Raw genomic sequence first — 19,803 nt, 5'->3', positions numbered from 1 at the left:
TACGGTCCTGATATGGACTACTCCGACATCGCGTTCGCGGACTGCACGCTCGGCGACGAGGGTGAGATGCTCCGGTTCGCCCTGGACCGCGTGCACCGCCAGTTCGCCTGGAAGAGCGGAGGGCTCGACGCCGAGCAGCTTCGTCGTCAGCACGCGCCCTCGGAGCTTTACGACCTCTGGTACTCGACGATCGGGAGATACCGCGAGGAATGGGGCCACCTGGTCGCGGGCTCCGGGCTCGGGACGGTGCTGCACAGCGACCCCGGGTACGTCGCGACGCGTCGCCGTCGGCTGGTGGACATCCTCGAGGAGAACCTCCAGCACACCGGACAGATCTCGGTGATCCGGGAAGCAGTCGACGGTCTGGTCGGCAACGATCCCCCGTGACCGCGGCGTGCTGATCACGCGAGAGGATCACAGGGGCCGACGAGGACGCCAGAAGGGTGTTCGACGCGGTCCGGGCAGGGAGCAGCGCTGTCCCGTTACCGGGCACGATCAGCGCCAAAAGGCTGTTCGGGGAATGACGTTGCGGAAAGACTGTGAGGCCCTGGTCGCCGACGGGACGGCCGCTCCTGCGGGGGTGCCCAGCACGCCGGCGCCCGTGCTGTCCACGGCTTTTGTCCGGTCCCGGAACCTCGTGGCGCTTCTCATGCGGACGCTTCTGACATTGCGTGCCGTGAGCGTTGCGTTATTAGGGTAGCCAAACCTTAGTGACGCGGATCCGTCGGATCCGCTCGACCCCGGGAGGCACCTGCCCATGGACTCGCTGCTGACGCTCACCACCGAGGCGACCGATCCGGCACCGCCCGGCAACGGATCCCTCCTGACGGCCCGCACCGCCGACTCGTACGCGGACCTCCTGCACCATGTCGTCGACGACATCGCCGGTCATGTCCGCTCGGTGCGCTCGCCCTCCGTCGGGCCGGATCGGACGATGCTGGAGCAGCTCGTCGAGGCGGGGGAGCTGGACGGCTCAGGGATCGGCGCCGAGGCCGCCCTGGACGAGGCCGGTGCGCTGTATGCCCAGCACGCGGTCTGGTTCCACCACCCGTCGTACCTGGCGCATCTCAACTGTCCTGTCGTGCTGCCGGCGGTCGCCGCCGAGGCGATGCTCGCGGCGATCAACACCTCCGTGGACACCTACGACCAGTCCCTCGTCGCCACCCTCATGGAACAACGTCTCGTGCGCTGGACGAGCGAGCGGATCGGCTTCACCGCCGGGGACGGCGTGTTCACCTCGGGAGGCACCCAGTCGAACCTGCAGGCGCTCTTCCTCGCCCGACGCCGCGCCGAGCGCGGCGCGGGGGTGGGTCGCGGGGACCTCCTGCCCCGATTGCGGGTGCTCACCACGGCGGCCGCCCACTTCTCCGTCTCCCGCTCCGCGGAGCTGCTCGGCCTCCCCGAGGACGCGGTGCGCATCGTCGCCGCCGATGCCGAGGGCCGGATGGACCCGGCCGCCCTGGACGATCTCCTCGCCCGCTGCGAGGCAGCCGGAGAACCGGTGATGGCCGTCGTCGCGACCGCCGGGACCACCGATCGGGGCCTGATCGATCCCCTCGCCGAGATCGCGGACATCGCCGGCGCGCACGGTTCCTGGCTGCACGTGGACGCGGCGTACGGCGGGGGACTGCTCGTCTCCGGGACCCGCCGTCAGCTGCTCGCGGGCATCGAGCGCGCCGATTCCGTGACGATCGACTTCCACAAGACCTATTTCCAGCCCGTCTCCTCGAGCGTTCTGATCGTGCGCGAGGCGGCCGACCTCGCCGCGGCCGCGCACCACGCCGACTACCTCAACCCCGCCGCCGAGGCCGCCTCCGCCGACGCCGAGCCCAACCAGGTCGACAAATCCCTGCAGACCACGCGCCGTTTCGACGCCCTGAAGCTGTGGACCACTCTGCGCGCGCTGGGACCCGATGAGCTGGGACGGATGGTGGACCGGGTCTGCGACCTCGCCACGGAGGTCCGCCGCCTTCTCGAGGACGATCCGGACCTGCACGTGCTCGGCACGACGGATCTCAGCACCGTCATCTTCCGCTTCCAGCCCGCAGGCCTGGATGATGCGCGGGCCGACGAGCTGCAGCCGCTCATCCGCCGGATCCTGTTCCAGTCCGGCCGGGCGATGGTGGCGCGCACGACGCTCGACGGCGTCTCCTACCTGAAGCTCACCCTGCTCAACCCCGAGGCGACCCTCACCGATATCGCCGCCGTGCTCGACCTCGTGCGGGCCACAGGTCGCGGGCTTCTCGCCGGCACCCGGCTCGCCGCGACGGAGGTGGCCCGATGAGCGCCCGGACCGCTCCGGAGACGGGGACCAGCGAAGGCGCGATCCACGACGACGAGATCCACGACCTCATCGGCATCGGGATCGGCCCCTTCGGGCTGGGACTGGCGGCGCTGGCCGACCCGCTGCCGGACGTCGACGCGGTGTTCGTCGACCAGGCCGACGGGTTCTCCTGGCACCCGGGACTGATGATCGAGGGCACCACCCTGCAGGTCCCCTTCCTCGCGGACCTCGTGACGATGGCCGACCCCACCTCGCCCTACTCCTTCCTCGCCTTCCTCAAGCAGACCGGCCGGCTCTACCCCTTCTACATCCGGGAATCCTTCTATCCGCTGCGCAGCGAGTACGACGAGTACTGCCGCTGGGTCGCCGCACAGCTGGACTGCCTGCGCTGGCGGCGCCGCGCGGTCGCGGTCCAGGAGGAGGGCGACCACCTGCTCGTCACGGTCGCCGTGCTCGACGCTGCCGGGGAGGTGATCGGCTGCGAGCACCTGCGCGGCCGCCACCTGGCCCTCGCCGTCGGCACCGCGCCGCACCTCCCGCCCGCACTCGCCGAGCTGATTCCCTCGGCTGGTGGTGCCTCCGCCGGGGCCGCCCCGACACCCGCGCTGCACAGCGCCGACTACCTCCGGCGGAAGGACGAGCTGCTCGCCGCCGGATCCGTGACCGTGGTGGGCAGCGGGCAGTCCGCCGCCGAGATCTACCGGGATCTGCTCCAGGAGGGCGAGGCCGACGGGCTGCGCGTGGACTGGGTGACCCGCTCCCCGCGATTCTTCCCCATGGAGTACACGAAGCTCACGCTCGAGATGACCTCGCCGGAGTACACCGATCTGCACCGGTCCCTGCCCGAGGGGGCGCGCGACCGCCTGGCGCGGGAGCAGCGCGCCCTGCACAAGGGCATCAGCGCCGACCTGATCGACGAGATCCACGAACTCCTCTACCGCCTCTCCTCAGGTGGCAGGGAAGTGCCTTCGACCCTGCTCACGGGAGCCGCCGTCCGCGCCGCCCGCCGGGACCCCGCGATCAGCCAGATCGTCCTGGACCTCGAGCACCCGCTCACCGGATCGAACGCGGAGCACCGCACCGGCGCCGTGGTCGCTGCGACCGGCTACCGGCCCCGCTCCACGGATCTGCTCGCACCGCTGGGGGACCGGATCCGCCGCGACGAGGCGGGACGCCTCGACGTCACCCGCGACTACACCGTCGACCGCGAGGAGCGGATCCATGTGCTGGGCGGTGAGGAGCACACCCACGGCGTCACCGCCCCGGACCTCGGCTTCGGCGCCTGGCGCGCCTCCGTGATCCTCGCCGCGCTCACCGGCCGCGAGCCGTATCCGATCGAGCGCCGCATCGCCTTCCAGACCTTCGGCCTCCCCGCCGCCCGCTGACCAGGAGATTCCCCATGAATCTGACGAACCTGATGGACCCGACCGATCTGACGGGCCTGAGCGTCGAACCGCTCCGCCCCGCGGACCACGCCGGCCTGCTGCACAGCTGGCTGTCCACCCCGCGCGCCCGCTTCTGGGGCATGACCGACCACTCGCCCGCGCAGGTGCGCAGCTACCTCGATGCCCTCGACGCCTCCGCACACGAGAACGGATGGATCGGGCTGCGGAACGGAGCTCCGATCGTCTACGTGGAGACCTACGATCCCGCCTCGCTGCTGCCCGCCGGAATGCTCGATCCGGAGCCCGGTGATCTCGGCATGCACCTGCTCATCGCACCGCCGAGCGGCCCGGCCGAGCACGGCCTCACCGCCGCGGTGATGGCCGGCGTCGTGCGCTGGTGCTTCGAGGAACGTGGCGCCGCGAGGATCGTCGTCGAGCCCGACGAGCGCAACAGCGCGGTGCTCGCCAAGAACGCCGCTGCGGGCTTCCGCATGCTGCGCACCGTCGAGCTGCCCGAGGGGCCCGGCGTGAAGCGGGCCGTGCTGAGCGTCTGCACCCGAGCGGACTTCGCGGCCTCGCCGCTCGGGGACGGTGCGCGGCCCGATGAATGCCGGAACAGTGCCGGAGCCGACGGCGCGGATCCGGCGCGCGCACGTCCGGCTGCTCCCGCCGCCCCGACCGCCCATCTGCGTGCCGAGGTCGCCGAGCAGGCCCACCGGCACCTGGTCGCCAAGGCGCTCGCCGAGCTCAGACACGAGCGGGTCCTCGCCCCCGAGGCACTCGGGGGAGGTCGCTTCGCCCTGGCGGTCCCCGGCACCACGATCCGCTACGAGTTCAGGGCCCGGGTGCTCCCGCTCGAGCACTGGCTGGTGGACCCGGCCTCGATCCGCCGCCTCGAGGACGCCACCGTGACGGCGCTGGACGTCCAGACGCTCATCCTGGAGCTGCAGGAGACGCTCGGCATCCCCGACGATCTCCTCTCCACCTACCTCGAGGAGCTCGCCTCCACCTTCGCCGCCCGGTGCGCGACGCTGGACGCGGCCCGCCGCGGCGAGCGGCCGTCGGCCGAGGACCTGCTCACCGCGGACCTCCCGGACGTCGAAGCCGCCATGACGGAGGGCCACCCGGGCTTCCTCGCGAACAACGGTCGCATCGGGTTCTCCCTGCCGGACTACCGCGCCTACGCCCCCGAGCAGGGCCGGCGCACACGCCTGCAATGGGTCGCGGTGCACGCCGCGCGCAGCACCCTGTCCCTCGGCGAGGGCCTGGACGAGGCCGAACACGCCCGCTGGACCCTCTCGCCCGAGGAGCGCGACGCCTTCGCGGACCGTCTGGCCGGCCGGGGGCTGGACCCGTCGGACTACCACCTGCTGCCGTTGCACCCCTGGCAGGCGGAGCATCGCCTGCCGATCACCTTCGCCCCGGACATCGCCCGCGGCGACCTCGTGCCCCTCGGGCCGGGCGGCGACGAGATGCAGCCCCAGCAGTCCCTGCGCACCTTCCTCAACCGCACCCGAGCCGGGGCGCCCTACGTGAAGGTCGCCCTCGCGATCCAGAACATGGGGTTCCTGCGCGGCCTGTCCCCGCAGTACATGCGCGACACCCCGGCGATCAACGACTGGCTCGCCGCCCTCGCGGACGGCGACCCCGAGTTCGCGCGGGGTGGCTTCCGGGTGCTGCGCGAACGGGCGGCACTGGGCTACACCGGGGACGCCTATCACCGCACGCTTGCCTCGAACCCTCATCGCAAGATGCTCGCGGCGCTGTGGCGGGAGAGCCCCCTGCCGCTGCTCGAGCCGGGGGAGCGGGCCTTGACGATGGCGGCGCTCCTGCACCGCGACCACGAGGGGACGGCGCTCGCGAGCATGATGATCCGTGCCTCGGGACTGCCGGCCGAGAGCTGGGTCGCCCAGTACCTGCGCGCCTACCTCCGCCCCCTCGTCCATGCACTGCTCGCGCACGACGTGGTGGTCATGCCGCACGGCGAGAACCTCATCCTGCGGGTGCAGGAGCAGCAGGTGGTCGGTGCCTTCCTCAAGGACATCGGTGAGGAGATGGCCGTGCTGGGCCAGCGCCCGCTGCCGGCGGCGATGGAGCGGGTGCGGGCGGTGGTCCCCGGCGAGGACAAGGCCCTGTCGATCTTCACCGACGTCTTCGACGGCGTGCTGCGGCATCTCGCGGGGATCCTCGACGCCGACGGGGTGCTGCCCGCGGACCGCTTCTGGCGGGTCGTGGCGGGCGTCCTGGACGAGTACGAGGCGGACCATCCGCACCTCGCGCAGGGGATGGCCGGGGACGTCGATCTGCGTGCGGGCAGCTTCGCGCACTCGTGCCTGAACCGTCTGCAGCTGCGCAACACCCTGCAGATGGTCGACCTCGGCGACCAGGCCTCCTCGCTGCTCTTCGCCGGGAGCATGGACAACCCCGTGGCGCGGGCTCACGTCCCTGCCTGAGGTCCGGGGCGGCGGTGCTCAGCTCTCCAGGAGTCGCGCCGCCGCCGTGAGGGTGTCGCCCTCGGGCAGCGGGAGGTAGGAGACCACATGGAGGTCCGGAGCGTCCTGGGGCACGATGTTGACCTGCTCGAACACGAGCCGGCCCACGACGGGGTGCAGGAACTCCCGGCGCCGTGAGGCGAAGCGCTCCACCTCGTGGGCATCCCACGCCCGGGAGAACTCCTCGCTCTCGGCGCGCAGATGACCCACCAGCCGCACGTGCTGGGGGCCGCCTGCCCGGCCGCCGGCCTCCGCCCGGTACTCCGCGAGGAACTGCCGGCTGGTGCGCTCCCAGTCCGGGAGCATCGAGCGCACCCACGGATCGGTGAAGATGAACTGCAGCAGGTTCCGCTGGGTCGCCTCCGCCTCACGGACCGCGGGGAACAGCCCCTCGTACGCCCGGTTCCAGGCGGCGATGTCCCAGTGCGGTGTGAGCGCGAAGGCCGGCGCCGGGTCCAGGGCATCGAGCAGGTGCTGCACGTGCAGGGGCACCGGGGCGGGCTCGGCGAGCACGGGGCGCGGGGGAGGGGCGAACCCGGCCAGGCCCAGCGCATAGTCGTGCTCCGCCTCGGTCAGGCGCAGGTTCACGGCGACCGCGTCGATCACCTGGCGCGAGGGATTGATGTCCCGACCCTGCTCGAGCCAGGTGTACCAGGTGACGCTCACCCCGGAGAGGTACGCGATCTCCTCCCGGCGCAGGCCCGTGGTGCGGCCGCGGCCGACGGGCGGCAGGTCGTAGTCGGCCCGCACCACCTCGTTGCGGCGTCGGCGCAGGAACGTGCCGAGCTCGGCGCGTGGTCCCTCGGACATGCAGCCTCCTCGTCGGCGGGTCGTCCCAGGTGGTCGGCCCAGCTGGTCGACAGCTGGTCGCCCCGTCGCGAAAACTATCACTTCCACCACTAGTAGTGACGGCGTCTTGGTCCCGGGGCGCTCGGAGTGGTCAGATGTCCCTATGGCTCAGCTTCGCTCCCGCACCTCGACCCACGGCCGCAACATGGCCGGCGCCCGCGCCCTCTGGCGCGCCACCGGCATGAAGAGCGGTGACTTCGGCAAACCGATCATCGCGATCGCGAACTCGTACACCCAGTTCGTGCCGGGCCACGTCCATCTCAAGAACATGGGTGACCTCGTCGCGAGCGCGATCGAGGAGGCCGGCGGCATCTCCAAGGAGTTCAACACGATCGCCGTGGACGACGGCATCGCCATGGGGCACGGCGGCATGCTCTACTCGCTGCCCAGCCGCGATCTCATCGCGGACTCGATCGAATACATGGTCAACGCCCACACGGCGGACGCCCTGGTGTGCATCTCCAACTGCGACAAGATCACCCCCGGCCACCTGATGGCCGCGATGCGGCTGAACATCCCTGTCGTCTTCGTCTCCGGCGGTCCCTCGGAGTCCGGGAAGCCCGTCGAGGGGGTCACCGAGAACCGCATCGACCTGGTCGATGCGATGGCGCTCAGCGCGAACGACGCGATCACCGACGCCCAGCTCGCGGAGGTCGAGGAGAACGCCTGCCCCACCTGCGGCTCCTGCTCGGGCATGTTCACGGCGAACTCGATGAACTGCCTCACCGAGGTGCTGGGCCTGTCCCTGCCGGGCAACGGCACCACGCTCGCCACCCATGCCTTCCGCAAGGAGCTCTTCCTCGAGGCCGGACGGAAGATCGTGGAGCTCTCCAAGCGCTACTACGAGGACGACGACGAGTCCGTGCTCCCGCGGGCGATCGCCACCAAGGCCGCGTTCTCCAACGCGATGGCGATGGATGTCGCGATGGGCGGTTCCACCAACACGATCCTGCACATCCTCGCCGTCGCGATCGAGGCAGGGACCGACTTCACCCTCGATGACATCGACCGCATCTCGCGCCTGGTGCCCACGCTGTCCAAGGTCGCCCCCAACGGCACCGCCCACGTCGAGGACGTCCACCGCGCCGGCGGCATCCCCGCGATCCTCGGCGAGCTCGACCGTGCCGGCCTGCTGGACCACACCGTCCACACCGTGCACTCCCCGGACCTCTCCAGCTGGCTCGCCGAATGGGACATCCGCAGCGGCACCGCCTCGAAGAAGGCGGAGGCGCTGTTCCACGCCGCTCCCGGCGGCGTGCGCACCACCCAGGCCTTCTCCACCACCAACACCTGGGACGAGCTGGACACCGATGACGAGAACGGCGTGGTCCACTCGGTCCCGCACGCCTTCAGCAAGGACGGCGGCCTCGCGGTCCTGAAGGGCAACCTCGCCCGCGACGGCGCCGTGTTCAAGACCGCCGGCGTCACCGAGGATCTCTTCCACTTCGAGGGCACCGCGGTGGTCTGCGACTCCCAGGAGGAGGCCGTCCAGAAGATCCTCGACAAGACGGTGAAGGCCGGCGACGTCGTGGTGATCCGTTATGAGGGCCCCCAGGGCGGCCCCGGCATGCAGGAGATGCTCTACCCCACCTCGTTCCTCAAGGGGCGGGGCCTGGGCAAGACCTGCGCGCTGATCACCGATGGTCGCTTCTCCGGCGGCACCAGCGGCGTCTCCATCGGTCACATCTCCCCGGAGGCGGCCGAGGGCGGCCTGATCGGCCTGATCGAGGACGGCGACACGATCATCATGGATGTCGACAAGCGACTGCTGGAGCTCGACGTCCCCCAGGAGGAGATCGATCGCCGCCGCGCCGCGAAGGGCCCGCTGCCGTGGCGCCCGGAGAATCGTGAGCGCGTGGTCTCCCAGGCCCTGAAGGTCTACGCGCACCTGGTGCGCTCGGCGACCTACGGCGCCACCCGTCGGCCGCTGGACTGATCCGCGGCATTCGCCGACATGCGACGCCCGGCCCGGCGAGGGCCGGGTGTCGCGGCGTCTGCCGGCGCGTTCTGCGAGGGTCCGCGTCGGGCGGCGCCCGGTCGGCGTGGACGGATCGTCTCGCGATCCGGACGGGTGGCCTGCGTCCCCCGGGAAGCCCTAGTGTGTGGGGCATGCAGACGATTCTTCTCGTAGTTACCGAGCGCGGCTGACCCCGTTCGTTTCGTCGAGACGTCAACCGCGCCCCTCCCTGAGCCCCAGGCGGAGGGGCTTTTTCGTGTCCCGGTCCCCGGGGTGCGATGCCTCCGGGGAGGGACCGTGGCCCGCATGCAGCAGTTCACCGCCCTGACCACCGTCCGAGACGACGAAGGAGTTCCGATGAACGGACAGCAGATGACCGGCGCGCAGGCGCTGGTCGAGTCCCTCAAGCATGCCGGGGCCGAGGTCGTCTTCGGCCTTCCCGGCGGCGCGATCCTGCCCACCTACGATCCGCTGATGGACGCCGAGGGCCTCCGTCACGTGCTGGTCCGCCATGAACAGGGTGCCGGTCACGCCGCGAGCGGCTATGCGCACGCCACCGGGAAGGTCGGCGTGTGCCTGGCCACCTCCGGCCCGGGCGCGACCAACCTCATCACGGCGATCGCCGACGCCCAGATGGACTCGATCCCGCTGGTCGCGATCACCGGTCAGGTCGGCTCCATGTTCATCGGCACCGACGCCTTCCAGGAGGCGGACATCGTCGGGATGACGATGCCGGTCACCAAGCACAACTTCCTGGTCTCGGACGCGGACGACATCCCCAAGGTCATCAAGCAGGCGTTCCACATCGCCTCCACCGGCCGTCCCGGCGCGGTGCTCGTGGACGTCACCAAGGATGCCCAGCAGGCCCAGACCACCTTCGAGTGGCCGGAGAGCCTGGACCTCCCCGGATACCGGCCCGACCCTCGCCCGCACAGCAAGCAGATCCGCGAGGCCGTCTCCCTCCTCCTCGAGGCCAAGCGCCCTGTGTTCCTGCTCGGCGGCGGCGTGCTGCGCGGCCGCGCGAGCCAGGAGGTCGGCGAGCTCATCGATCTCTCCGGTGCACCCTTCGTGACCACCCTCATGGCGCGGGGCGCCCTGCCCGACTCGCACCCCAGCCACCTCGGCATGCCCGGGATGCACGGCACCGTCTCGGCGGTCTCCGCGCTGCAGCGCTCGGATCTCATCGTGAACATCGGGGCGCGGTTCGATGACCGCGTGACCGGTGTCCTGGAGTCCTTCGCTCCGGGGGCGAAGGTGGTCCACGCGGACATCGATCCCGCGGAGATCTCCAAGAACCGCGACGCGGACGTCCCGATCGTCGGCCAGGCCGCCGACGTGGCCCGTGCGCTGACCGCCGAGCTGCGCGAGCGGCTCGCCGTCGAGGACGCCCGCGACTACGAGGCGTGGTGGAGCACGCTGACGATGCTCCGCGAGAACTACCCCCTGGGGTGGACGGAGACCGAGGACGGCTTCACCGCTCCGCAGAAGGTCATCTCCCGGATCGGTGCCATCTCCGGCCCCGAGTCGATCTTCGTGGCGGGCGTGGGCCAGCACCAGATGTGGTCCAGCCAGTTCATCCAGTACGAGGAGCCCTGCAGCTGGATCAACTCCGGCGGCCTGGGGACCATGGGCTACTCGGTGCCCGCGGCGATGGGCGCCAAGGTGGGCCGGCCCGACAAGGTGGTGTGGTCCATCGACGGCGACGGCTGCTTCCAGATGACGAACCAGGAGCTCGCCACCTGCGTCATCAACGACATCCCGATCAAGGTCGCGATCATCAACAACTCGAGCCTCGGCATGGTGCGCCAGTGGCAGAACCTGTTCTACGACAAGCGCTACTCCAACACCGACCTCAACACGGGGCACGGCACCCGGCGCGTCCCCGACTTCGTCAAGCTCGCCGACGCCTACGGTGCGGTCGGTCTGCGCTGCGAGCGGGACGAGGACATCGACGCCACCATCGCGCAGGCGATGGAGATCAACGACCGCCCCGTGATCGTCGACTTCACCGTGAGCGCCGACGCGATGGTGTGGCCGATGGTGCCCTCGGGCGTCTCCAACGACGAGATCCAGATCGCGCAGGGCATGAGCCCCGAGTGGGAGAGGGACATCTGATCATGAGCACGAACTTCACGAACCAGACCACGGCGTCGCCCGCGGCGCCCGCATCGAGCACGGCGGGCTACGTCATGACGCCCGACAGCCAGACCCTCTCGGTCCTCGTCGAGAACAAGCCCGGCGTGCTCACCCGCGTCTCCGCACTGTTCTCGCGCCGTGGGTACAACATCTCCTCGCTCGCGGTCGGACCGACCGAGCACCCCGAGATCTCTCGGATCACCGTGGTGGTCGACGTGGACCAGCGTCGGCTCGAGCAGATCACCAAGCAGCTCAACAAGCTGGTGAACGTCCTCAAGATCGTCCAGCTCGACGCGCGGCAGACCGTCCAGCGCGAGCTGATCCTCATCAAGGTGACGGCCGACAACGCCACGCGCACCTCGGTGCTGGAGATCGTCCAGATGTTCCGCGCGAAGGTGGTCGATGCGGCCGCCGACTCGGTGACCATCGAGGCCACCGGCACCCAGGACAAGCTCAGCGCGCTGCTGGGCATGCTCGAGTCCTTCGGGGTGCGCGAGATCGTCAAGTCCGGGGCCGTAGCGATCGGCCGCGGCGGGCGTGCGATCACCGATCGCAGCCTGCTGGGCTGATCGAGCGAATCCTGAGCGCCCGGAGCCTCCGGTGGACCGGAGCGCCCGGCGGCGTCCCGAATACGGAGACGGCCTCTCACAACGTAAGACAACCGGCGATAGGATCGTCCCGTCGCCCGGTGCGTCATCAAGCAACCGGCACACCGCACACCTACACGAAGGAGCACATCGTGGCTGAGATCTACTACGACGACAACGCCGACCTGTCCATCATCCAGGGCAAGAAGGTCGCCATCATCGGCTTCGGCTCCCAGGGCCACGCCCACGCGCTGAACCTGCGCGACAGCGGCGTCGAGGTCCGCGTGGGGCTCCGCGAGGGCTCCACCTCCCGCGCCAAGGCCGAGGAGCAGGGCCTGGGCACCGGCACCGTCGCCGAGGTCTCCGAGTGGGCCGATCTGATCATGATCCTCACCCCGGACCAGGATCAGCGGAAGGTCTACAGCGAGTCCATCCAGCCGAACCTCACCGAGGGCAAGGCGCTCGCCTTCGCGCACGGCTTCAACATCCGCTTCGGCTACATCGAGGTCCCCGAGGGCGTCGACGTGCTCCTCATCGCCCCGAAGGCCCCGGGCCACACCGTGCGCCGCGAGTACGTCGCCGGCCGCGGCATCCCCGACATCGTCGCCGTCGAGCAGGATGCCACCGGCGGCGCCTGGGATCTCGCCCTGTCCTACGCCAAGGGCATCGGTGGCACCCGCGCCGGCGTCATCAAGACCACCTTCACCGAGGAGACCGAGACCGATCTCTTCGGCGAGCAGGCCGTGCTCTGCGGCGGCATGAGCCACCTCGTCCAGGCGGGCTTCGAGACCCTCGCCGAGGCCGGCTACCAGCCCGAGATCGCCTACTTCGAGGTGCTCCACGAGCTCAAGCTGATCGTCGACCTCATGCACGAGGGCGGCATCGCCAAGCAGCGCTGGTCGATCTCCGACACCGCCGAGTACGGCGACTACGTCTCGGGCCCGCGCGTCGTCACCGACGAGACCAAGAAGGCCATGAAGGACATCCTGTCCGACATCCAGGACGGCACCTTCGCCCAGCGGTTCATCGACGACCAGGACAAGGGCGCGCCCGAGTTCACGGAACTCCGCGAGACCGAGGCGAAGCACCAGATCGAGACCGTCGGCCGCGACCTGCGCAAGATGTTCTCCTGGAGCGCTCAGGCGATCGACACGGATTACGTCGAGGGCAGCGCCGCACGCTGATCCGCACCCTCTGACGTCCAGGAGCCCTGCACCGCCGCGGTGCAGGGCTCCTGCGCGTTCCGAGCGGTGGGCGAGGCGCCGGGCACGACAGACACGACGGATACGGCGAGCCCTGCGGGCATGGTCTCGCATGGTGACCGATGTGACCGCATGGCGGACGGCGTCGTAGTCTTTCCTTGGCTCCCTCGTCGGCTATTCCGGGGAGTCGCCACCCGACCCGGAGGTACATCCCGTGACGCGTCCCGTCGTGCTCTTCGCCGAAGAACTCTCGCCCGCAACTATCGAGGTCTTCGGCAACGACGCCGATGTCCGCCATGTCGACGGCACCGATCGTGCCGCTCTGCTCTCCGCCGTCGGCGAGGCCGACGCGATCCTGGTGCGCTCCGCGACCCAGGTCGACGCCGAGGTCTTCGCGGCCTCGAAGCGACTCAAGGTCGTCGCCCGTGCCGGCGTGGGCCTGGACAACGTGGACGTGCCCTCTGCCACCGCCGCCGGCGTGATGGTCATCAACGCCCCCACCTCGAACATCACCTCGGCCGCCGAGCTCGCGGTGACGCTGGTCCTCGCCTCGCTGCGGAACCTCGCTCGCGCGGACGCCTCGGTGAAGGACGGTCGCTGGGAGCGCAAGCAGCTCACCGGTGTCGAGCTGCTCGGCAAGACAGTCGGCGTGGTCGGCTTCGGCCGCATCGGCCAGCTGGTCGCCGAGCGTCTGCGCCCCTTCGGCGTCAACCTCCTGGCCTATGACCCCTACGTCAACCACGCCCGGGCCGCCGAGCTCAGCGCCCGCGTGGTCGAGCTCGACGAGCTCATGCGCGAGGCCGACATCGTCACCGTGCACATGCCCAAGACCCCGGAGACCACGGGCCTGATCGGTGCCGAGCAGTTCGAGATCGCCAAGCCGAACCTGCACATCGTCAACGCCGCCCGCGGCGGGCTGATCGACGAGGATGCCCTCTACGAGGCGCTCAGCAGCGGGCGGATCGCCGGCGCCGGCCTGGACGTCTACACCTCCGAGCCCCCCGCGAAGTCCGACACCGCGAAGCGTCTGCTCGAGCTCGACAACATCACCCTGACCCCGCACCTCGGCGCCTCGACCGCGGAAGCCCAGGAGAAGGCGGGCATCGCGGTCGCCCGTTCCGTGCGCCTGGCGCTGGCCGGCGAGCTCGTCCCGGATGCCGTGAACGTCGCCGGCGGAGCGATCGATGATCTGGTGCGCCCCGGCGTCGCCCTCGCCGACCGCCTCGGCCAGCTCTTCACCGCCCTCGCCGGCGAGATGCCCGAGCTGCTCGACATCGAGGTCCACGGCGAGATCGGATCGCGCGATGTCACCGCCCTCAAGCTCTCCGCGCTGCGCGGGCTCTTCCGCAGCGTGGTCACCGAGCAGGTCAGCTACGTCAACGCGCCGGTCCTCGCCGAGGAGCGCGGCATCACCGTGCAGCTGGTGACCGATGAATCCGCCGAGCGCTTCCGCAACGTCGTCACCCTGCGCGGCACGCTGCGCAGCGGCGAGGTCGTCTCCGTCTCCGGCACCCTGAGCGGTGTCGAGCAGGAGCACAAGCTCACCGAGGTCGCCGGCCACGCCCTGGAGGTCCCGCTGAGCGACCACCTGCTGATCATCCGCTACGAGGACGGCCCGGGCCTGATCGGCCAGTACGGAATCCGCCTCGGCGAGGCCGGCGTGAACATCGCCGGGATGCAGGTATCCCGCGCCGGCAACGTGCGCGGTGCCGAGGCCCTCGTGGTCCTGGACCTCGACGAGTCCGTCGACCGCGACTTCGCCGAGGAGCTCGGCGCGAGCATCGGCGCGCACTCGATCCACGCCGTCGACCTCGTCTACTGATCTCTCCTCGCCACCGACTGCAGAACCGGAGCATCTCCATGAGCACCCTCAGCGCACCCGACTCGTCGTCCGTCCTCAAGCTCGCCGTCATCGAAGGTGACGGCATCGGCAAGGAGGTCGTCCCCCAGGGCCTGCGCGCCCTGCGGGCGGCGCTCGAACCCGCCGGGGTCACCGTCGAGACCACGGACTTCGACCTCGGGGCGGGTCGCTGGCACCGCACGGGGGAGACCCTGACCGATGAGGACATGGACTCTCTCGCCGAGCACGACGCCATCCTGCTCGGTGCGGTGGGCGACCCCGACGTGCCCTCCGGCGTGCTCGAGCGCGGCCTGCTCCTGAAGCTCCGCTTCGGCTTCGACCACTACGTCAACCTGCGCCCCACCAAGCTGCTGCCCGGGGTGGCCTCACCGCTCAAGGATCCCGGCGACATGGACTTCCTCGTGGTCCGTGAGGGCACCGAGGGTCCGTACGTGGGCAATGGCGGCTCGATGCGCACCGGGACCCCGCTGGAGGTCGCGACGGAGGTCTCGCTGAACACCGCCGTCGGCGTCGAGCGCGTGGTGCGCTATGCCTTCGAGCAGGCCGAGGCACGCCGGAAGAAGCTCACCCTCGTGCACAAGCACAACGTGCTGGTCCATGCCGGTCACCTGTGGCGCCGCATCGTCGAGGAGGTCGGGGTGGAGCATCCTGACGTCGCCGTGGACTACGCGCACGTCGATGCCGCGATGATCTACCTCGCGACTGATCCGGGCCGCTTCGACGTGATCGTCACCGACAACCTCTTCGGGGACATCGTCACCGACCTGGCCGCTGCCGTGGGCGGCGGCATCGGGCTCGCCGCGAGCGGCAACCTGAACCCGACCGGCGCCTACCCCTCCATGTTCGAGCCCGTCCACGGCTCCGCGCCGGACATCGCCGGGCAGAACCTGGCGGACCCCACGGCCACCGTGCTCTCGGTCGCCCTGCTCCTGGACCACCTCGGCCACGTCGAGCCCGCCGCGGCCGTGCGCGCCGCCGTCGAGACGGACCTCGCGTCCCGCTCGGAGTCCGAGGAGCTCGCCCGCCGGGGCACCACGGAGATCGGCGACGCCCTGGTCGCCGCGATCTCCGGTCGCTGACACACTGACCCTGACCCCATCTGCTCGGAGGAGAACCTCATGACCGCGCTCGTCTTCACCCAGACCGACCGGACTCGTCGCATCGGCGACGAGGAGCGCGCCCGGATCCTCGCCGACCCCGGTTTCGGCCAGCACTACACCGACTTCATGGCGCATGCGACGTGGCGGCTGGACGAGGGGTGGGGCGGGGCCGAGGTCATCCCCTTCGGGCCGCTGACGATGTCGCCCGCTTCCGCGGTGCTGCACTATGGGCAGGAGATCTTCGAGGGTCTCAAGGCGTTCCGTCACGCCGACGGCTCGGTGTGGACCTTCCGGCCTGAACGCAACGCCGAGCGCCTGCAGCGCTCCGCACGCCGCCTCGCGCTTCCCGAGCTGCCGGTCGAGGACTTCCTCGCCTCCCTCCGAGCCGCGGTCGCGGCCGACGAGCACTGGGTGCCCGAGGCGACCAGTGAGGAGTCCCTGTACCTGCGCCCCTTCATGTTCGCGAGCGAGGAGTTCCTCGGCGTGCGGGCCTCCCATGTGGTCGAGTACTACGTGATCTCCTCCCCGGCCGGCCCGTACTTCCCCCGCGGCGTGCAGCCGCTGGTCGTGTGGATCACGGACGAGTACGCCCGGGCGGGTGCCGGTGGCACGGGCGCCGCCAAGTGCGGCGGCAACTACGCCTCGTCTCTGCTCGGCAAGGATGAGGCGGCCCAGCACGGGGCCGACGAAGTGCTCTTCCTGGACTCGGAGACCCACACCAGCGTCGATGAGCTCTCCGGCATGAACATCTTCGCGATCACGGCGGACGGCCGCATCCTCACCCCGGCGCTGACGGGCTCGATCCTCGAGGGCGTCACCAGGGAGTCGATCCTGCAGCTGGCGCGTGATCGAGGGCTCGAGCCCGTCGAGCAGCGTCTTGTGATGAGCGAGCTGCTCGACCAGGTCGCCTCTGGGGAGATCACCGAGATGTTCGCCTGCGGAACGGCCGCGGTCATCAACCCGATCGGCGAGTTCCGGGCCCACGGCGGCACCTGGACCGTTGCCGACGGCGGATCCGGTGAGACCACGCTGGCCCTCCGTCAGGAACTGACCGACATCCAGTACGGGCGGATCCCGGACCGTCACGGCTGGCTCACCCGACTTGTCTGAGGCCACGATGAGCACCCCCAGCATCCCCAGCACCCCGCACGCCGCGCCGGATCAGACGGTCCTGCCGATCCCGGCGTTCCATGTCTACGACACCACTCTGCGCGACGGTTCCCAGCAGGAGGGCCTGACCCTCTCGGTGGCCGACAAGCTGGCGGTCGCCCGACTGCTCGATGAGCTCGGGGTGACCTATATCGAGGGCGGCTGGCCGGGCGCCGTCCCGCGCGACACCGAGTTCTTCGCCCGTGCGGCGGGCGAGCTCACGTTGGGCACGGCACGGCTGGCGGCCTTCGGGGCCACCCGCAAGGCGGGCGTCGCAGTGGCGGAGGACGCTCAGGTCGCCGCCCTCGTCGACTCCGGGGCACCCACGATCACCCTGGTCGCGAAGTCCGATCTGCGGCATGTCCACGGCGCCCTGCGGACCACGGGCGAGGAGAACCTCGCCATGGTGCGCGACACCGTCGGCCACCTGGTGGGGCTCGGACGCGAGGTCTTCGTCGACGCCGAGCACTTCTTCGACGGCTTCCTCGACGACGCGGAGTACACGACCTCCGTGGTCGTGGCCGCCTATGAGGCCGGTGCCGAGGTCGTCGTGCTGTGCGATACCAACGGCGGGATGCTCCCGCACCAGATCACCGAGATCATCGAGGATCTCCGTGTCCGCCTGTCCGCGGCCGGTCAGGCCGAGGGACGCCTGGGCGTGCACACCCACAACGACTCCGGCTGCGCGGTCGCGAACGCCCTGACCTCGGTACGGGCCGGCATCACCCACATCCAGGGCTGCGTGAACGGATACGGCGAGCGCACCGGCAACGCCGATCTGCTGACCCTGGTCGCGGACCTGCAGCTGAAGATGGGGATGAGCCTGATCCCGGAGGGGGTGTTCACCGAGACCACGCGCATCGCCCACGCGATCGGAGAGATCGTGAACATGCCGGTCGCTCCGCGCGCCCCGTACGTCGGCGCGAGCGCCTTCGCCCACAAGGCCGGCCTGCACGCGAGCGCGATACGGGTGAATCCCGATCTCTACCAGCACATCGATCCGCGCGAGGTCGGCAACGACATGCGCATGATCATCTCCGACATGGCGGGCCGGGCCTCGATCGAGCTCAAGGGCCGCGAGCTCGGCTTCGACCTCGCCGGCGATCCGGACCTCCTGTCGCAGCTGGCCACGACCGTGAAGCAGCGCGAGGCGGTCGGCTACTCCTACGAGGCGGCCGACGCCTCCTTCGAGCTGCTGCTGCTGGACCAGCTCGGCCAGGCCCCCGCCTACGTGCAGGTCGAGTCCTGGAGAGCGACCTCCCAGCAGGGACGGGACGGCATCCTCGAGACCGAGGCGACCGTGAAGCTCGTGGACGCGCTCCACGGGCAGGGGGAGCGGAAGGTCGCCATCGCCGAGGGCAACGGCCCGGTCAATGCGCTCGACCTCGCGCTGCGTGCAGCGCTGCGGGAGCGGTTCCCGATGGTCGACGAGTTCGAGCTGCAGGACTTCAAGGTCCGGATCCTCGACTCCCACCATGGGACCGATGCGACCACCCGTGTGCTCGTGCGAACGGCGGGCAGAGGCCTGGAGTTCCAGACCGTCGGCGTCGGCCCGAACATCATCGAGGCCACCTGGGAGGCGGTCTTCGACGCCTACATGTACGGGCTCTACAAGTCGGACGTCTGATCGACAGATACACCTCGTCGACCACCGTGGGACGGGTTAGCCTGAGGCAATGACGACCTACGTGCTCACAGCCATCGGAGACGACCGCCCCGGCCTCGTCGCCGCCCTTGCCGCCGCCGTGGACGAGAACGGCGGGAACTGGGTCGACAGCCAGCTGGCCCTCCTCGCCGGGAAGTTCGCCGGCATCGTCCAGGTCGACGTCCCCGCTGGGAATGTCGGGGCTTTCCTCGAGGCGCTCCCGGTCCTGGCCGAGGAGGTCGGTCTGGACGTCGAGGCGAACGTCGCGGGAGCCGACGTCGGCTCGCAGACGGGGGAGTCCCTGCGGCTGCACCTGCTCGGGCAGGACCGCACCGGGATGGTCCGGGAGGTGACCTCGGCCCTCACCTCGCAGGGGGCGACGATCGACGGCCTGCGCAGCTGGACCCGCGAGGCACCCGAGGGCGGCGGCATGCTGTTCGAGGCGGAGGCCGAGCTGCGCCTCGCCGTCGGCGCCGACGACGACGGGATCCGCGACGCGCTCGAGCAGATCGCCGCAGAGCTCATGGTGGACCTGGAGCTCGACGCGACCGACTGATCCCGCGGACGGGCTCGACGCCGTCACGACCGCGGGATCCCCTGTGGTGGGCCCCCGGGTTTGATAGGTTCCCGCGCATGCATCGCATCCTCCTGGTCCGACACGGTGACGCCGCCGGTGATGACTCCGTCGATCCTGCCCTGAGCGGGACGGGCCGCGCGCGCGACCGCTGGCACTGGCTGCACGAGACGCCTGCCGATGCCTGGCTCCGCCTCCCAGTTGCGAATGCGGACCTGACCGACCTGCGACGTCGTCCGAGCGGCGAGTGGGCGGTGCACTCGATGAGCGACGTCTGTCATCTCGTCGGCCTGGCCGGAGAGAGCTCATGACGGTGCGCAGATCTCAGGATCCTTCCGCTCAGGAGCACGATGAGAACGCCTCCTCGGCGGCGGAGCACTGGACCCCGCAGCGGCGCGAGGCGGCGATCCCGGCCCGCCGGGAGCGTGCCCTGCCCAGGGAATCTCCGTCCACGGACGAGACGGACGAAGCCGACGAGACGGACGCGGGCGACGCGTACCGGGAGCCCGGAACACGCGGGCGCACCTGCGACGACAGTGCGACGGGTCGGACATCGGACCAGATCACCGGCAAGTGACCGCG

16 protein-coding genes are annotated in these 19,803 nt (G+C 70.3%); 15 read left to right on the top strand and 1 reads right to left on the bottom strand.

Going from position 1 to position 19,803, the window contains the following annotated elements; genetic code table 11:
- The first annotated feature begins 12 nt into the window (after positions 1–12).
- From ACT3UL_RS08060 to ACT3UL_RS08045, 4 genes are all read left to right on the top strand, one after another.
- On the top strand, positions 13–387 hold the full coding sequence (locus ACT3UL_RS08060; protein WP_444577706.1) for a hypothetical protein: 375 nt from the start codon (positions 13–15) through the stop codon (positions 385–387).
- Positions 388–757: 370 nt separating this feature from the next.
- Positions 758–2,284, top strand: coding sequence for a pyridoxal phosphate-dependent decarboxylase family protein (locus ACT3UL_RS08055; protein ID WP_444577705.1), 1,527 nt, complete (start codon positions 758–760; stop codon positions 2,282–2,284).
- Entirely contained in the window at positions 2,281–3,669 is a 1,389-nt protein-coding gene (locus ACT3UL_RS08050) for a lysine N(6)-hydroxylase/L-ornithine N(5)-oxygenase family protein (protein WP_444577704.1), read from the top strand. Before ACT3UL_RS08055 ends, ACT3UL_RS08050 begins: the two co-directional genes overlap by 4 nt.
- A gap of 14 nt (positions 3,670–3,683) precedes the next feature.
- The gene (locus ACT3UL_RS08045) at positions 3,684–6,122 is read left to right on the top strand and encodes a GNAT family N-acetyltransferase (RefSeq protein ID WP_444577702.1); all 2,439 of its coding nucleotides are present in this window, start codon (positions 3,684–3,686) and stop codon (positions 6,120–6,122) included.
- 18 nt (positions 6,123–6,140) lie between these two features.
- On the opposite strand, the gene ACT3UL_RS08040 is transcribed toward ACT3UL_RS08045, so the two are convergent.
- Positions 6,141–6,971, bottom strand: a complete 831-nt coding sequence (locus tag ACT3UL_RS08040; protein WP_444577701.1) for a helix-turn-helix transcriptional regulator — start codon at positions 6,969–6,971, stop codon at positions 6,141–6,143.
- A gap of 142 nt (positions 6,972–7,113) precedes the next feature.
- Between ACT3UL_RS08040 and ilvD the strand changes: the two genes are divergently transcribed.
- From ilvD to ACT3UL_RS07985, 11 genes are all read left to right on the top strand, one after another.
- Positions 7,114–8,946, top strand: coding sequence for a dihydroxy-acid dehydratase (gene ilvD / locus ACT3UL_RS08035; RefSeq protein WP_444577699.1), 1,833 nt, complete (start codon positions 7,114–7,116; stop codon positions 8,944–8,946).
- Between the two features lie 378 nt (positions 8,947–9,324).
- A complete protein-coding gene (locus ACT3UL_RS08030; RefSeq protein ID WP_444577697.1) occupies positions 9,325–11,082 on the top strand; it encodes an acetolactate synthase large subunit in 1,758 nt (585 codons plus the stop codon).
- Positions 11,083–11,156: 74 nt separating this feature from the next.
- The gene (gene ilvN / locus ACT3UL_RS08025; RefSeq protein WP_444577804.1) at positions 11,157–11,672 is read left to right on the top strand and encodes an acetolactate synthase small subunit; all 516 of its coding nucleotides are present in this window, start codon (positions 11,157–11,159) and stop codon (positions 11,670–11,672) included.
- 170 nt (positions 11,673–11,842) lie between these two features.
- Positions 11,843–12,874: a ketol-acid reductoisomerase gene (gene ilvC / locus ACT3UL_RS08020; RefSeq protein ID WP_444577695.1), complete on the top strand. Its 1,032-nt coding sequence runs from the start codon at positions 11,843–11,845 to the stop codon at positions 12,872–12,874.
- Between the two features lie 232 nt (positions 12,875–13,106).
- Positions 13,107–14,714: a phosphoglycerate dehydrogenase gene (serA, locus tag ACT3UL_RS08015; protein ID WP_444577694.1), complete on the top strand. Its 1,608-nt coding sequence runs from the start codon at positions 13,107–13,109 to the stop codon at positions 14,712–14,714.
- Positions 14,715–14,752: 38 nt separating this feature from the next.
- Positions 14,753–15,832, top strand: coding sequence for a 3-isopropylmalate dehydrogenase (locus ACT3UL_RS08010; RefSeq protein WP_444577692.1), 1,080 nt, complete (start codon positions 14,753–14,755; stop codon positions 15,830–15,832).
- Positions 15,833–15,871: 39 nt separating this feature from the next.
- Positions 15,872–16,963, top strand: coding sequence for a branched-chain amino acid aminotransferase (locus ACT3UL_RS08005; RefSeq protein WP_444577691.1), 1,092 nt, complete (start codon positions 15,872–15,874; stop codon positions 16,961–16,963).
- A gap of 7 nt (positions 16,964–16,970) precedes the next feature.
- Positions 16,971–18,629, top strand: coding sequence for a citramalate synthase (gene cimA / locus ACT3UL_RS08000; RefSeq protein ID WP_444577689.1), 1,659 nt, complete (start codon positions 16,971–16,973; stop codon positions 18,627–18,629).
- Positions 18,630–18,678: 49 nt separating this feature from the next.
- Positions 18,679–19,203 (top strand): glycine cleavage system protein R, encoded by a 525-nt coding sequence (locus ACT3UL_RS07995; protein WP_444577688.1) that lies wholly within the window; start codon positions 18,679–18,681, stop codon positions 19,201–19,203.
- Between the two features lie 77 nt (positions 19,204–19,280).
- Positions 19,281–19,532, top strand: a complete 252-nt coding sequence (locus ACT3UL_RS07990) for a hypothetical protein (protein WP_444577686.1) — start codon at positions 19,281–19,283, stop codon at positions 19,530–19,532.
- Positions 19,529–19,798 carry a hypothetical protein gene (locus tag ACT3UL_RS07985; protein ID WP_444577685.1) on the top strand — a complete coding sequence of 90 codons (270 nt, stop codon included), beginning with the start codon at positions 19,529–19,531 and terminating at the stop codon, positions 19,796–19,798. The genes ACT3UL_RS07990 and ACT3UL_RS07985 overlap by 4 nt, the downstream gene beginning before the upstream one ends.
- Positions 19,799–19,803: the final 5 nt, after the last annotated feature.

The organism is Brachybacterium sp. 107 (genome assembly GCF_052379725.1).
Lineage (GTDB): Bacteria > Actinomycetota > Actinomycetes > Actinomycetales > Dermabacteraceae > Brachybacterium.
Note: the sequence above shows the minus strand (reverse complement) of the source record. Positions and strands in the feature narration are given on the sequence as shown.

Coding starts and splice junctions, on each gene's coding strand:
- ACT3UL_RS08060 (WP_444577706.1), top strand. CDS start 13: ATGGACTACTCCGACATCGCGTTCGCGGACTGCACGCTCGGCGACGAG.
- ACT3UL_RS08055 (WP_444577705.1), top strand. CDS start 758: ATGGACTCGCTGCTGACGCTCACCACCGAGGCGACCGATCCGGCACCG.
- ACT3UL_RS08050 (WP_444577704.1), top strand. CDS start 2,281: ATGAGCGCCCGGACCGCTCCGGAGACGGGGACCAGCGAAGGCGCGATC.
- ACT3UL_RS08045 (WP_444577702.1), top strand. CDS start 3,684: ATGAATCTGACGAACCTGATGGACCCGACCGATCTGACGGGCCTGAGC.
- ACT3UL_RS08040 (WP_444577701.1), bottom strand. CDS start 6,971: ATGTCCGAGGGACCACGCGCCGAGCTCGGCACGTTCCTGCGCCGACGC.
- ilvD (WP_444577699.1), top strand. CDS start 7,114: ATGGCTCAGCTTCGCTCCCGCACCTCGACCCACGGCCGCAACATGGCC.
- ACT3UL_RS08030 (WP_444577697.1), top strand. CDS start 9,325: ATGAACGGACAGCAGATGACCGGCGCGCAGGCGCTGGTCGAGTCCCTC.
- ilvN (WP_444577804.1), top strand. CDS start 11,157: ATGACGCCCGACAGCCAGACCCTCTCGGTCCTCGTCGAGAACAAGCCC.
- ACT3UL_RS08010 (WP_444577692.1), top strand. CDS start 14,753: ATGAGCACCCTCAGCGCACCCGACTCGTCGTCCGTCCTCAAGCTCGCC.
- ACT3UL_RS08005 (WP_444577691.1), top strand. CDS start 15,872: ATGACCGCGCTCGTCTTCACCCAGACCGACCGGACTCGTCGCATCGGC.
- cimA (WP_444577689.1), top strand. CDS start 16,971: ATGAGCACCCCCAGCATCCCCAGCACCCCGCACGCCGCGCCGGATCAG.
- ACT3UL_RS07995 (WP_444577688.1), top strand. CDS start 18,679: ATGACGACCTACGTGCTCACAGCCATCGGAGACGACCGCCCCGGCCTC.
- ACT3UL_RS07990 (WP_444577686.1), top strand. CDS start 19,281: ATGCATCGCATCCTCCTGGTCCGACACGGTGACGCCGCCGGTGATGAC.
- ACT3UL_RS07985 (WP_444577685.1), top strand. CDS start 19,529: ATGACGGTGCGCAGATCTCAGGATCCTTCCGCTCAGGAGCACGATGAG.